This is a genomic window from Sphaerospermopsis aphanizomenoides BCCUSP55, from assembly GCF_001586785.1.
In the GTDB taxonomy this organism is placed as follows: domain Bacteria; phylum Cyanobacteriota; class Cyanobacteriia; order Cyanobacteriales; family Nostocaceae; genus Sphaerospermopsis_A; species Sphaerospermopsis_A aphanizomenoides_A.
On the sequence record NZ_LUFH02000004.1, the window covers coordinates 26,195 to 40,510 of the forward strand.

Below are 14,316 nucleotides of genomic sequence, written 5' to 3' on the forward strand. Positions count from 1 at the left end.
CTCATTTTCCTCTTCTTCCTCTTTGCGCCTTTGCGTGAGACAAATTTATATTCACTAAGCAATATTTAATGATAAACATGGAAACAAAAAACGATTTTATTTACACAGACTGGATATTAACAGAAAACCAAATCCACCCTGACCAATTACAAGCCAGAGAAACAATATTCACTATTGGTAACGGTTACTTAGCAACCAGAGGAACATTTGAAGAAAGCTATCCTCGTGCCTTATCTGCTACATTTATTAATGGTGTTTATGACAATGTGCCTGTAGTTTATACCGAATTAGCCAACTGTCCAGACTGGCTACCATTGGTAGTGATGATAGATGGCGATCGCTTTCGTCTCGACCAAGGTAAAATCTTAGAATACAGCCGGAAATTAGACTTACATCAAGGACTTCTCAGTCGTTCTCTGCGTTGGCGTAGTCCCACCGGCAAAACCATAGATATCAGCTTTGAACGCTTCGCCAGTTTAGCGGATCATCATGTTTTAGGTCAACGCTGCCAGTTAACAACAGTAGATTTTAATGGATTTGTTGAAATCCAAGCTAGTATCAACGGCTATCCGGAAAATAAAGGTTTCAATCACTGGGAAGGACTAGACCAAGGGAAGATTGACAAAGGTTTTTGGTTACACAGTCGCACCCGCTACTCCCGCATTGATATCGGTATGGCTGCAAAAATGACCATCTCAGGAATTGAAGCAGCGATGCAAGTTAATACTGCACCTGGTTATCCCAGCATCATTGCAACTTTCTTCTCTGAACCACAGCAGACTGTCACCATAGAAAAAATTGTCACAGTTTTTACTTCTAGAGATGTTGAAGAACCAGTATCGTCTGCACAAGCTAAACTAGACCAGGTAACAGATTATATCACTCTCCATCATGCTCATGAACAGGCATGGATCCAGGTGTGGGAAAAAAGTGACATTATCATTGAGGGTGATAGTAAAGCCGCTTTTGCTGTTAGGTATAATTTGTTTCAGTTATTAATCGCTGCTGCCCATGATCAGAGGGTAAGTATTCCTGCTAAAACCCTCTCTGGCTTTGGTTATCACGGACATATTTTTTGGGATACGGAAATTTTTATTTTGCCATTTTTTACTTTTACTCAACCAGAAATAGCTCGTAATTTGCTCAGTTATCGTTATCACACTTTAGATGGGGCGCGACGGAAAGCAACTCATTATGGATATCAGGGGGCGATGTATGCTTGGGAAAGTGCGGTGACAGGTGATGAAGTCACGCCCAGATGGTCACTACCTAGTGATTATTATGGCGAAGATGTGCGGATTTGGTGCCGCGATCGGGAAATTCATATTAGCGCAGATATCGCCTATGCTGTATGGTATTATTGGCGAGTGACTGGTGATGATCAATGGCTGAGAGATTATGGTGCGGAGATAATTCTCGATACCGCAATTTTCTGGCATAGTCGGGTTGAGTTTAATTCTCAACATCAACGTTATGAAATTCGCAGTGTCATCGGTGCGGATGAATACCATGAGTTAGTCCATAACAATGCCTTTACTAATCGCATGGTGCAATGGCATTTAGAAAAAGCTGGTATAGTTGATGATTGGTTACACCGTAATTTCCCGGAAAAAGCCACGGAAATAGAGACAAAATTGCAACTGACTGACGAAATTAAAACCCATTGGCAAGATATTATTGCTAAAATCTGGATTCCCTACAACCCAGAAACAGGACTAATTGAGCAATGTGAAGGGTTTTTGCAATTAGATGATATCAACTTAGCTGATTATGAACCACGCCACAAGTCCATGCAGGCGATTTTAGGTATTGAAGGAGCAAACAAACACCAAGTCCTTAAACAGCCAGATGTATTAATGTTGTTATATCTGATGCGGGAATCTGCGGTTTGTCTCTATAAACACAACACCTTGCAGGTAAATTGGGACTACTACGCACCCCGTACCGATATCACCTATGGTTCTTCTCTAGGGCCTGCCATTCATGCAATTTTAGCCGCAGATTTAGGCAAAACCCAGGAGGCTTATGAACGCTTTATGCAAGCAGCTATGGTAGATTTGGAAGATAGACGGGGGAATACTAATGAAGGTATTCATGGCGCTAGTGCTGGGGGAATTTGGCAAGCTGTAGTTTTTGGTTTTGCAGGTATCCAATTTACAGATCATCAACCCGTAGCTAATCCCCATCTGCCTCCTGGTTGGACACGCTTGCAGTTTAAATTATACTGGCATGGAAAATGGCATGAATTCGATTTACGCCCCACTTCCCCACCTTCCCACCTCCCTAACATTCGGGGAATTATCTTTGATTTAGATGGTGTGTTAACAGATACTGCTGAATATCACTATCAAGCTTGGCAGCGGTTAGCAGATGAAGAAGGTCTACCTTTTAACCGTCAAGCAAATGAAGCCTTGCGGGGAATTTCTCGCCGTGCTTCGTTGATGTTAATTATTGGTGATAGACGATATTCAGAAGTACAAATACAGGAGATGATGGAACGCAAAAATGATTACTATGTAGAGTTGATTCAACATATCACACCCAAGGATTTATTACCAGGTGCAGTTTCTTTGTTAGATGATTTGCGACAAGCGGGGATTAAAATAGCTCTTGGTTCAGCAAGTAAAAATGCGCGTGTAGTGGTGGAGAAATTGGGGATTAGTGATAAATTTGATGCGATCGCCGATGGTTATAGTGTCCAAAAACCCAAACCCGCACCAGATTTATTTTTATTTGCAGCCCAGCAGTTAGGACTTCCACCGCAGGAATGTGTAGTGTTTGAAGATGCAGCCGCAGGTATTGATGCAGCTTTAGCCGCAGGGATGTGGGCTGTGGGTATGGGTCCACCGGAACGAGTGGGAACTGCTCACATTGTTTTACCCAGTTTAGCAGGTATGACTTGGGAAAAATTGCAAGGTAAATTTAGGGATATTGCTTTACAAAAATCAAGGATTTGATTTGATCAATTGATAATTGACAATTGACAATTGATAATTTACTTCAAATTTTAAATATTCTTCGGGTGAATAGCAGAGTTTTTCTTGTGCAATAATCATGATATTTCAACTCCCAATTATCTTGATTTTGGACTATCCAGCTAAAATATTACTATCTATTGAATTTTCTCCCGAAAAGCTAATGCTGCTTCTAAAGGATAATCGAAAACTACATATTCTGCCAAAATCTTTAAATCTAAATCTGGTAATAATTCACTTTTTGTCATAACTTCATAAGTTTCACCATTTAGATAATAAACTGTAAATTGATTATTGGTAAAAAACCAAACTTCTTGTACCCCTAATCTTTTATAAACTTCTAATTTATCAATTCCTCCACTACTGACAACAATTTCAATTACTAAATCAGGAAATTCTTTTTCTGTACCTAGACAATAAGACTCATCTGGTTCTACTCCTCCTTTGTTTGCTTGTTTACGGAAAGTTGTAGAACCAAGGGGAAAATAAGGAATGCGTTTTTCTTGAAAGTAAATTTCTAATAAAGAACCAGTAACAGTTTTTCTTTTTTCGTGACGACGATTGGGTGACATTAATTCTATGACTCCATCTAAATATGTAACTCTATATTCTAAGCTGTCACCTAAATCATTCAGTAATGCTTCGTAACTTTCCCAACTGACACCAGTAATAATTTGCCGTTCTTCTGGGTCTTGTGCTTGCAATATTTCTGATAGTTCTTGAAGTAAGACCATAGCAGTTACTCACTTAGACTTGCTAATTTGATTATACTTGATTGATATTTTCCTCCGCAGGAAGGTTTCAATCTAACTGAAGTTAGTTTATTTTGTTGAAGTCATTATAATTTAAAATAAAAAATTATTAGGTTTACAATAATTGGCTGGTTGCTAGACACTAATTACTCTCCAACAAATTTATGTTTGATATTTGACCATACATCAATATCTATTTCTTGCGCTAGAGTTTCAGCTTGTGCTGTTGTCATACTGATTTTTTGTCTCAAAGACTCCAACTCAAGATAATCTAAAAACTTTTTGAGAGTATCTAGCTAAATAATATCTTTTTTGAACCTGATAATCAGGTCTTGGTTTTCTACTGTGATATTGTAAATTTGCTCTGACATAAGATGATACTATTTAGGTGGTTAGGGTAGAGGATATACCTAGGCTATTTATATTATCTCAGAATTAATGGGGTTTGGACAAATATTTACAGGGAATTAATACCCAAGGCTGCAAGTTGTTCATTTATCCAATTGGTGGCTGTGGTTTCGTCGGTTTCAATGGCTTTTTCTACTCCTGTTTTAGCATGATGTGATAATTATATATATACATCCGTTCTTCAACTTCTCCGCATTCAATTTCTAATATCACACATGTTCAAATCCATACTACTGAGGCTCAACACTCTAAACAAGATCACAATAGTTCCATAACAACTTTTTTTATCTATAAAATATGGAACTCAAAACCGTTACTTTAGAAATTCCCGTCGGTTGTAACCTGATATTGGGACAAACCCACTTTATCAAAACCGTAGAAGATTTATATGAAATTATGGTGGGGATATCCTCACAGGTAAAGTTTGGTATCGCCTTCTGTGAAGCATCAGCCGCTTGTTTAATTAGAATTGCTGGCAATGACGAAATTTTACAAGCAATAGCCACTAAAAATGCTCAAGCAATTGCCGCAGGTCACAGTTTTATCATTGTACTCAAAGACGCTTATCCTATTAACTTTCTCAATGCCATTAAACAATGTCCAGAAGTCTGCAATATTTATTGTGCTACCGCTAATCCTGTACAAGTAATTTTAGCAGAAACTGAACAAGGTCGGGGTATTCTTGGTGTTATTGATGGTTTTTTACCCAAAGGTGTAGAAGGTGCTGAGGATATAAAAGCACGTCAAGATTTACTGCGTCGCTTTGGTTATAAAATGTAGCTAGGGTGAAAAAATATGGCGATTAATTATCGAGAGAAAATCATAACTTTGTGGACAGTGTTTCTATTAGGGACACTGTTTCATACTCAACTAGGTTTAATGCCATTATTTCACGGTTTAAATGTAGTGGAATCGCAACAAGCTACATCACTCAATGAAGTTTCGGGGATTTTTTGGTTAATGTTGGTATTTTTTGTGTTGCCAATGTTAGCAATTATTGGTACTGCGTTCACAGAAAATAAACGCTATCGAGTCATACATTTTGGCTTGACTGTGTTTTATGGAATTATGAATTTAATGCACTTAATTTTAGATTTACTACTTCCTCTCGTGCTGTGGTATCAAATCGCATTAATGGTGTTTTTATTTTTGACTGGATTATTATTAATTTTTGTAGCTTACCAGTGGATGCAATCATCATTAAATAGACACAATTTCCCAGAACATATTTAAAGATTAAAAGGGAAAGTAAAATGCTCCCCTTTCCCCGACTCAGGTTTAAGTTAGTTCTAACCAACCTTGATAACCAGTCACAATGCGATCGCCATCTTTGAGAATATGAACTTCTATTTGGTCACTAGCCCAGCTAATTTGATCTTTAAATTCTGGGTTAAATACATGAACTTGTTGATTTCTAGAAGAAACCGGAGATGTGGGAGAATTAATGGCTTGAGATTGGACAAAAGGACCATCAATTAAAATATCTAATTGTTCTAACAATTCTTGAGAACCAGGAGGTGCTGATTCAGATTGCAGTTGCTTCAAGGTAAACCCAGTAAAAGCCATCACATTTAATCCAGCAGCTTTGACTTTACGTGCTAAAGTAGCTAACCCAGATGCTTGCCAAAATGGTTCACCACCAGAGAAAGTTACCCCTGTATTATCGGGATTTTTAAGAATATCTGCGGCTAAAGTATCAATAGCCACTAATTGGTTAATTTCAAATGTCCAAGAGTCGGGATTAAAGCAACCAGCACACTCACGAGGACAGCCTTGCACCCACACAACTGCACGACAACCAGGTCCGTTAACTTCTGACTTATCAACATAACCCATAATGTTAAGATAGCCAGCAGGAATTTCTTTAAGTGCTAACAAAATTTCAGTTGACTTTGTTTCCATTTGTTTAACTCCTTCATTATCGAAACTAGGGTGTAAGGTGTGGGGTGTGGAGGAAGAAGAGGCAGGGGAAGCAGGGGAAGCAAATTCTTACTCAGCACTCGGAACTCAACTGCCTTTTGCCTTCTGACACTATTTCTGTGTAGCGTAACGTACAGGAACTTTTGTGATATTGTGAATCTTTTCTGCTAACGCAGCTAGTTCTTCAGGATTGATAAGTTTGAAATTATCACAAGCATAAGAACGAGATTCGACAATCTCATTACCTCTAGATTCTAGCTGACTAACTAAGACGCGGGGACGGGAAGGAATGTTAAGTTGAATTTCATCAGGTTGGAGACACTTAATTAAGTGTATATAATGGGCTTGGGTTTCTGCTGTCCAAGCAGACAAAATCATAGTTTGTATTGCCATCCTGCCCGGATATTCCTGTCTAAATTGTTCAATTCCTTTGACAATATCTGCTACATCTATTGTCTCTTGTGCCTGATTAATCAGCCGTAGTTGATTTGACGAAACAGCATCTAGTTTCACGGCAACAATATCTGCTAATGCTAAAGCGTCACGAACAGATTGCTGTCTCAGCAAGGTACTATTAGTTAATACTACTTTCGGTTGTGGGAAAATCTCTTTGGTAGCTGCCAAAATTTCCTTTAAATTCAATGCTAGGGTAGGTTCACCACTACCACTGACTGTCACCACGTCTATGGGTACTTCTCTTTGTGCGATCGCTTGTAACTCTGAGAAAATTTGACTAGTAGGAATAAAAATTTGTCGTTTAGTTGTAATTTCTTGAATATTTCCTAACTGACAATATATACAGTTAAAAGAACAAGTAGATATTAACCCAATCGGATCAATACCAAGCGATCGCCCAAATCGCCAAGAATTTACAGGCCCATACACAGAAGGACAAAATGGTTGTTGGGATGATGGCAATGTACACATAACTACCTCATTGTCTAGCCTAGCCTAGAATCTGTTGATATCAACCCAATAACTCGAGTAATTCTCAAATCTAGAGCTATTTTGTGAGGAAGTTGTGAGGTAAATTGGTACTTGGTGATTGGTAACAGGTGACAAAAGGTTATTTTTCCTCTCAACCGTTAAACCTACTCATATCTTCGATGATAGGTGCTTATTTAATCAGATATGGAGTGGATTTAGATAGATATTTTGATTCAGTTACTAGCCCCACACCCTACACCCTCTTTTTTGATGATAAGTATATCTCTGACGAGACGCTACGCGAACAAACGGACATGATATCACTTAATAACTTGAAACTTTTCCACAGTCAAATATAGTTCCTCATCAGCTATTTGACTGTTATAATCGACATTAATTTGAGTTGGATAACCAAATTTGGGATCATACTTCACAATCAAACTTGATGGCTTCCGATTAATTGCATCTTGAATCACATTAAAAAGCTTGGGAACATTATCATACTTTTTAAATAATTCTCTATCCACAGGCTGATTAGTTTTCACAGAAGTAACCGCAGTTGTGACACCTTTACGGACTTCAATCACTACTGGTTCTCTAGCTTCAGGCGTACAGAAACAACTTCTAGTTAGAGTATAACGATAGTTGGATATATTCCGCTTCCGCCATAACCGACGATTGACCTGTAACTGAATCATCTTTGCTTGATTAGGTCGTGTTTGTGCTGTTGGTAGAGGAGAATTAGAAAGCACAGGTACATTAAAAGCCAGAGAAATTACTAATCCCGCAGCAATAGTTAGTGGTAAACGCATATTCATCCTTATCTGTTTGGGTTATTTGTCTGTATTTTAGGTAAACATTGCACGAATGCTTACCTTTGTAGACTCTCCCAACTTTGACGAGTGACATCAATGCAAAGTTGCACAAATCCTCTCAAAAACTACTTTTTTTGATCTGTTTCTTCGAGTTCGCGTTCTGTGCGTTGATATGGATTTGTCTTTGGTTTCCAAACCGGAAAACTACCTATCAAAAAGTTGTTGACAGATGTACGAGTCTGAGTGCTAAATTTGCCAATAGCACCAGGAAATACCTTATCCCCTCCTGCTACAAACAAGATAGTGCCAATAAATATCAAAGGCAGATAACGTTTCATATCTAAATTCTCGATCCTGAATACTTATCATTTGTAATCTGTAATTGATTATTTTATCCCCTACAACCTAGATTCTACACCCTACACAACCCTTGCATGGGGATTTCAATCCAAAATTCACAACCCTGACCTGGTTCAGAAACACAGTTAATTTGACCTCCATGTTTTTCCACAATTATTTGATAGCTAATAGATAGCCCTAAACCAGTTCCTTCTCCTGGTTCTTTAGTTGTAAAGAAAGGTTCAAAAATACGCGATTCCATGCCTTTGGGAATACCACAACCATTATCTGCAATCCAAATCAAAACAGAATTACTATTTGTCACTTGTGTACGAATCCAAATTTTAGGTTTGTCGGTTAATAGCCCTTTTACTAAGGATTTTTCTATAGCCCAAATGGCGTTATTAATAATATTCATAAACACCTGATTCATCTGGGCTGCATAGCAAAATACTGGAGGCAAATTTCCATATTCTTTCACAATTTCAATAGCTGGAAAATCTCCCTGTGGTTGTAAGCGATTTTGGAGAATTAAAAGTGTACTATCTATTCCTTCATGTAAATCAACAGGTTTCTTTTCAGCTTCATCCAAACGAGCAAAAGTCCGTAAGGAAAGCACCAATTCTCGAATTCTGTTTGCACCCATCATCATCGAATTGAGCATTTTTGGTAAATCATCAGCAATAAAATCTAAATCCAGAGATGCTACTTGCTGTTTAATTTCTGCTTGTGGTTGAGGATAGTGTTCTTGGTAAAGAAGTAACAAATTTAATAAATCTTCAGTGTGATTTTTCACATAAGGAATATTACCGTAAATGAAACTAATAGGGTTGTTAATTTCATGGGCTAATCCAGCCACTAACTGTCCTAAACCAGCCATTTTTTCACTTTGAATTAGCTGGCTTTGAGTTGCTTGTAATTCTTTGAGAGTTTGGGCGATTTCTTCTTTTTGATGTTGGGTACGTTCCAACAATTCTGCTTGCTGGAGTCCTACTCCCAATTGCGAACCAATCTGTACTAATAAATCTATCTCATCTCCTTGCCAATTACGGGGTTGGGTATGTTGATAAGCGGCCAATAATCCCCAAAGTTTTTCTCCTTGAAAAATCGGTACAATCAGGTAGGCTCTAATTTCTGTCGGTGTAGTGAGGGCAATATGGGGAGTAGAATTATTTGTAGTCAAAGTATCCTTAACTACAATAATGTTCCCTTTAATATTTTCTTCTCTTTGAGTTATTTGCAGATAATTATCTGCGATTACAGGCACAAGTTCCTGTATTGATTTCCAACCATAAGCTAATGATTCGGCTACAAATTCACCACTCCAATCTGAACGGAAGCGATAAATTGTCACTCGATCAACTTCCAATAGTCGCAGGACTTCTTGAGTGCTGGTGGCAAAAATAGTATTGAGATCAAGAGACTGGCGAATTTTTTCTACAGTTGCAGCTAAAGCTTTTTCTCTTTCTGCGGCTTTGCGTTCTCTCTCGGCAGCTTGAGCGAGTTTTTCGGCTTGGATTTGTACCTGTTTTAAAGACTCAGCTTGTTGTAATGCCACACCCAATTGCACACCAACTTGTGCTAACAAATTAATTTCTTCATCTTGCCAATAACGGGGTTGGGAGTTTTGATAAGCTACTAATAATCCCCACAGTTTTTCACCTTGAGAAATAGGAACAAAAACTTCATTCCGCGCATATTTCCCAGCTTTTGTTCCTTGTAAAAGCAAACGTTCGGTGACAGGTTGGGGCTTAACTATTGGTGTCCAACCATCCATAATAGAATCAGCTACAAATTCACCACTCCAGTCTGGATAGAAGCGATAAATTGCCACTCTTTCTACTTCCAATAATCCGAGAACTTCTTGAGTGGTGGTTTTAAAAATGGTATCAATATCTAAAGATTGACGAATTTTATCTACAGTGTTGACTAATGCTCTTTGCCGTTCCGCAGCTTTGCTAATTGCTGCTGCTTGTTTTTGCATTTGTTGTAAATATTCTGCTTGCTGTAAAGCTACTCCTAATTGAGAACTAACTTGGGTGAGTAGATAAATTTCATCTTCTTGCCAATCACGAGTGTCTTTGTTTTGATAAACTGCTAATAAACCCCAAATTTTGTGATTAAAAAGAATAGCAACTATTACATAGGCTCTGGCCTGATAGCTTTCTAAAACTTTGATGTAACATTCGTTAAAACCTGCATTATAAATATTATTACAAATACGATATACTTCACCTTTAGCAAAACGACCACCGCCTGTATCTTGTAAGTATGTATCTGTGGGTGGTTCAATGATCTCTTTCAATTTACATTCGCTGATATTTTCACTTAATTCAGGTCGTTGTAACTGTTCTTGCATGAGTGTAACCCAACCAGGGGCTACAGATTCAAATACAAATTCACCACTCCAATCGGGATTAAAACGATAAATAGCAACGCGATCGCTATTCAGTAATTGTCTAATTTCTTCCGTGGTGGTACGAAAAATAATTTCTAAATCTAGGGACTGACGAATTTTTTCAATGGTTCTGGCTATGGTTTTTTGCCATTCTGCGGCTTTTTCTCTGGCTTTTGCCTGTGCAAGTTGGGCAGATTGTAGTTTCATTTGTTCTATATAATCTGCTTGCTGTAAAGCAACTCCCAGATGTTCGGCAATTAACTGCACAAATTCAATTTCTGAGGTTTCCCATTGTCTAGTGCCACTACATTGATGAATACAAAGTAATCCCCATAAGTCTCTACATTTCATGAGGGGGACAGCAATGTTAGCACGGACTTGGAATTTTTCCAACATTTTCATGTGACAATCACTGACAACATCTTGATAAATATCAGATATTGCCTGAATCCTCCCTTCCTGATCAAGTTGGGCAAATTCTTCAGCAAAACAGTGGTCATGCAATTTGGTAGTTAATATAGATACCCATTGGGTGTCTACGTCTTCATAGATAAATTCGCCTTCCCATTCCAACTCAGGATAAAATTTAAACACCCCAACCCGGTCAGTGTTGAGTAACTGACGCACTTCTGTGACTGTTATTTTGAAGATGGTGTCTATATCCAGAGATTCTCGAATGTGGGAAATTACTCTAGACAAAGCTTTTTGTTTTTCACTCTGATCTAGGTACAATATCATACCTGGTTGATATTCTGTTTGGGAAGTTGACTGTATCATCCACCACAGTATTTAATTATAATTATTATATAAGGTAACAAGAAATCTTCAATATTGGTTTATGTAGGGTATTTGTATAATATGAATATATAGAGACACGATCAGATCGTGTCCCTATGAGAGGGTTTTCAACCCAGAAACAGCTTGGGATGTGCTGTCAAAGTCAGCGTCGTTTGGCAGTGCTGCGTTTAAGTTCGCGGGTTTCGTCTTCTTGACGACGGCGATCGCGCCAGTCTGCCAAGGTTAAATAAACTACACCACCTGTAACTCCCAATAGCAGCACTAGGGCAGCCAGAGCCAAAATACTCAGGTATGGACTTTCCACGATTCCTCTACAGTCCGTTGCGTCCCCAAACTACCATAGAAATCGACCAAGTGAACACAACCAGAAGTGATACCCAACCCAGTGTCAAAATCATAGTTCTACTTTTCAAATAATTGCAAAACGTCTCTAATACTTATCATACCGGGAAAGGCAGTTGATTTCTCAATGGTGTTGACAGGAGGATGAACAAAAAGATGGAAATGATGGTAGAACGGTTAGAATCACTGAAAGCAGCTATAATTGGCGGTTTGTCAGTTGGTTTCGCTTGTTTAATTACCAGCCTTGTCAATAATTTATTGCTGGCTAAGTATCTTCCCATACTCACCACGGAAGAAAACAATTTCCTAGATTTACATTTTTGGCTGAGTGCTGGTATTGCAGGTTTTTCTGGTTTCTTATTTGGTGTCACCTATCGCTATATCATTCGCGTAGATAAAAATCCGCAACTTAAATCTGGTGCTGTCTTTGCTTTTGGTTTAGTGAGAGGATTAACTCAAATAGAATTTGGCTTACGTATACATCACACACTTTTGCCTTTTTTGATATTAGCTGGGGAAAGTGTCTTGTGGTTTACTGTAGCGGCGCTTATGCTGGATACAGCTATGTTACTGGGTTGGGTTAAACCATTTTCCTCGGAATTTTGAATTATTTATGACTCACTATTTTCTCATCATTGACTTAGAAGCTACTTGCTGTGACAAAGGTACTTTTCCCCGTCATGAAATGGAAATTATTGAAATTGGTGCGGTGATGTTAAATCGCCAAACGTGGGAAATTGATTCTGAGTTTCAACAATTTATTAAACCTGTGAGAAATCCCCACCTGACAGAATTCTGCACCAATTTAACGAGCATTACTCAGGAACAAGTTGATGCAGCACCTCATTTTCCTGAAGTCATGTCCAAATTAACAGTATGGATGACTTCATTTCCTAATTATATTTTTTGCTCTTGGGGAAATTACGACAAATCACAATTTTTACAAGATTGTAAATTTCATCATGTGCCATATCCCTTTGGATCAGAACACAGAAATATCAAAAAAGAATTTTCTGAATATTTGGGTGTAGCTCATAAATTTGGTATGGCACAAGCTCTTGAAAAATTGGGAATGGAACTACAAGGAACACATCACAGGGGAATTGATGATGCCCGGAATATTGCAGCGATTTACCGTTATATGCAGATGACAAAAAGCAGTTAATCTTCAGAGTAATTACACGCTCAATTTACCATCAAATAAATATTAAAATTAAGACTTAGAAACGGCATTGATGGTTTTTTCTAATGACTGCAATTCTGTTAACAATTTGTCTTTTTTGGGTTTAGATGCTTTGAGTTCTCCAGAGATGTCATCCATGCTTTTTTCTATCGCTTCATAATTATCACGAGATTTAGCTTTGATTCCGTCTTCTACTTCTTTCCAAACATCCTCAAATTTATCAAATTCTTTTTTGGCTTGAACAAAATCACCAGACGTAACTGCGGTTTTAGTTTTAGATACTACAGCTAACAAACCATCATTACCTGGTGTGGTTGTTGATGCTGGACTGCCTGCTACATTAGTATTAGAAGTATTATTAGAAGTTGCCGCAGGGGTAGTTTCGATAGTGGCTTGTTCGCCATTGGTACAACCTACTAAAGCCAGTAAGCTGATACCTGCAATAATTAACATTGGCTGAAAACGCTTCATTGTCTACTCCTTGGTTGATAAAACTGCAAATATATGACTTGCACCCTGATTGTTTCCTAGAATAAAACAGCAAAAGTAAAGAACTCGGAAAGATGCATGACCAAATTCAAAATATGTGTAAGAATTCAGGGGTCAGGAGTCAGGAGTCAGTAGTCAGGAGTCAGAATATTTGTTTGTAGCACTGATCTACAGAAGTACGTTTTCTCATCAATTAAGTAGTCGTGCCAAATAAATTTCATAGTTAGGAGAGGGAAACAGTATAATTTAGTAGAATATTAGAAATAATTCAAATTCAATTAGATAAAGATAACAACCACAATTATCACTTGCCGGAAAAATAGAAGATGAATCATATTACCAATCAATCAAAAGTAACTCAATGTCTTTGTTGTCATCCTTTGACTGCTCGTCGTCATTTTCTCAAATCTCTCCTGCCCGCAGCAGTAGCATTTGGTATCTTACAATCAACCGCACCAGCTAAAGCCGAAACTCATCAACCTCAAGCTTTAGTTCTTAGTTGTATTGATTTTCGGTTTTTGACAGCAGAACGCTATTTTCTCAGGAATAAACATCTTCTTGGTGAATATGATTGGACAGCTTTAGCAGGTGCTTCTCTAGCTATAACAGGTTTTCCTCACCCATCTGATGCGGAAGCATTTTGGGATCAACTAGATATATCTTATCGACTACATCATATTCAGAAAGTGATTGTGATTGATCATCAAGATTGTGGGGCTTATGCAATGATGATTGATCCTAATTTAAGCAAAGATCCAGAGCGAGAATTGCAAGTACATACAGATTATTTAAATCGAGCTTATTGGTTAATTCGCAACCGCTATCCTGATATTGATGTTGAGCTTTATTTGGCAACTCTTAACCAAGATGAATTCAAAACTATCTTACCAAGACTTGAAAATCAGACATGATTAATTTATGACCAATTTTTGAAGGTCATAATTCAAATTTAGATTACACATTTATCTGG

Annotated in this window: 15 protein-coding genes; 6 read left to right on the forward strand and 9 right to left on the reverse strand. The window is 37.9% G+C overall.

Annotation, left to right across the window (positions count from 1 at the left end):
* Nucleotides 1–77 precede the first annotated feature (77 nt).
* The gene (gene pgmB / locus A0J48_RS01640; RefSeq protein ID WP_200319710.1) at nt 78–2,957 is read left to right on the forward strand and encodes a beta-phosphoglucomutase; all 2,880 of its coding nucleotides are present in this window, start codon (nt 78–80) and stop codon (nt 2,955–2,957) included.
* A 155-nt stretch (nt 2,958–3,112) separates the two neighbouring features.
* On the opposite strand, the gene A0J48_RS01645 is transcribed toward pgmB, so the two are convergent.
* Nucleotides 3,113–3,709, reverse strand: coding sequence for a Uma2 family endonuclease (locus tag A0J48_RS01645; RefSeq protein WP_200319712.1), 597 nt, complete (start codon nt 3,707–3,709; stop codon nt 3,113–3,115).
* 723 nt (nt 3,710–4,432) lie between these two features.
* Here A0J48_RS01645 and A0J48_RS01650 point away from each other — a divergent pair.
* Together A0J48_RS01650 and A0J48_RS01655 are read left to right on the forward strand one after the other, a co-directional pair.
* On the forward strand, nt 4,433–4,915 hold the full coding sequence (locus tag A0J48_RS01650; RefSeq protein ID WP_200319714.1) for an adenosine-specific kinase: 483 nt from the start codon (nt 4,433–4,435) through the stop codon (nt 4,913–4,915).
* A 15-nt stretch (nt 4,916–4,930) separates the two neighbouring features.
* A complete protein-coding gene (locus A0J48_RS01655; protein WP_200319715.1) occupies nt 4,931–5,368 on the forward strand; it encodes a hypothetical protein in 438 nt (145 codons plus the stop codon).
* A 45-nt stretch (nt 5,369–5,413) separates the two neighbouring features.
* On the opposite strand, the gene A0J48_RS01660 is transcribed toward A0J48_RS01655, so the two are convergent.
* The 7 genes from A0J48_RS01660 to petN form a co-directional block, all read right to left on the reverse strand.
* On the reverse strand, nt 5,414–6,037 hold the full coding sequence (locus A0J48_RS01660; protein ID WP_200319717.1) for a 4Fe-4S single cluster domain-containing protein: 624 nt from the start codon (nt 6,035–6,037) through the stop codon (nt 5,414–5,416).
* Between the two features lie 129 nt (nt 6,038–6,166).
* Nucleotides 6,167–6,982, reverse strand: coding sequence for a radical SAM protein (locus A0J48_RS01665; RefSeq protein WP_200319719.1), 816 nt, complete (start codon nt 6,980–6,982; stop codon nt 6,167–6,169).
* A 320-nt stretch (nt 6,983–7,302) separates the two neighbouring features.
* Nucleotides 7,303–7,794, reverse strand: a complete 492-nt coding sequence (locus A0J48_RS01670; RefSeq protein ID WP_200319721.1) for a DUF6174 domain-containing protein — start codon at nt 7,792–7,794, stop codon at nt 7,303–7,305.
* Between the two features lie 128 nt (nt 7,795–7,922).
* Nucleotides 7,923–8,135, reverse strand: a complete 213-nt coding sequence (locus tag A0J48_RS01675) for a hypothetical protein (RefSeq protein WP_200319723.1) — start codon at nt 8,133–8,135, stop codon at nt 7,923–7,925.
* A gap of 74 nt (nt 8,136–8,209) precedes the next feature.
* Nucleotides 8,210–11,311 (reverse strand): GAF domain-containing protein, encoded by a 3,102-nt coding sequence (locus A0J48_RS01680; protein ID WP_200319725.1) that lies wholly within the window; start codon nt 11,309–11,311, stop codon nt 8,210–8,212.
* Nucleotides 11,312–11,474: 163 nt separating this feature from the next.
* On the reverse strand, nt 11,475–11,636 hold the full coding sequence (locus A0J48_RS01685) for a hypothetical protein (protein WP_200319727.1): 162 nt from the start codon (nt 11,634–11,636) through the stop codon (nt 11,475–11,477).
* A gap of 7 nt (nt 11,637–11,643) precedes the next feature.
* Nucleotides 11,644–11,730 carry a cytochrome b6-f complex subunit PetN gene (gene petN / locus A0J48_RS01690; RefSeq protein ID WP_013189847.1) on the reverse strand — a complete coding sequence of 29 codons (87 nt, stop codon included), beginning with the start codon at nt 11,728–11,730 and terminating at the stop codon, nt 11,644–11,646.
* A gap of 88 nt (nt 11,731–11,818) precedes the next feature.
* Here petN and A0J48_RS01695 point away from each other — a divergent pair, with 88 nt between their 5' ends.
* Together A0J48_RS01695 and A0J48_RS01700 are read left to right on the forward strand one after the other, a co-directional pair.
* Nucleotides 11,819–12,280 carry a hypothetical protein gene (locus tag A0J48_RS01695; RefSeq protein ID WP_234300664.1) on the forward strand — a complete coding sequence of 154 codons (462 nt, stop codon included), beginning with the start codon at nt 11,819–11,821 and terminating at the stop codon, nt 12,278–12,280.
* A gap of 7 nt (nt 12,281–12,287) precedes the next feature.
* The gene (locus A0J48_RS01700) at nt 12,288–12,839 is read left to right on the forward strand and encodes a 3'-5' exonuclease (protein WP_200319729.1); all 552 of its coding nucleotides are present in this window, start codon (nt 12,288–12,290) and stop codon (nt 12,837–12,839) included.
* 48 nt (nt 12,840–12,887) lie between these two features.
* Here the strand turns inward: A0J48_RS01700 and A0J48_RS01705 are convergent, their stop codons facing one another.
* Nucleotides 12,888–13,328, reverse strand: a complete 441-nt coding sequence (locus A0J48_RS01705) for a DUF4363 domain-containing protein (protein WP_200319731.1) — start codon at nt 13,326–13,328, stop codon at nt 12,888–12,890.
* 344 nt (nt 13,329–13,672) lie between these two features.
* On the opposite strand from A0J48_RS01705, the gene A0J48_RS01710 reads away from it, so the two are divergent.
* Entirely contained in the window at nt 13,673–14,257 is a 585-nt protein-coding gene (locus tag A0J48_RS01710) for a carbonic anhydrase (protein ID WP_200319733.1), read from the forward strand.
* The last annotated feature ends 59 nt before the right edge of the window (nt 14,258–14,316 follow it).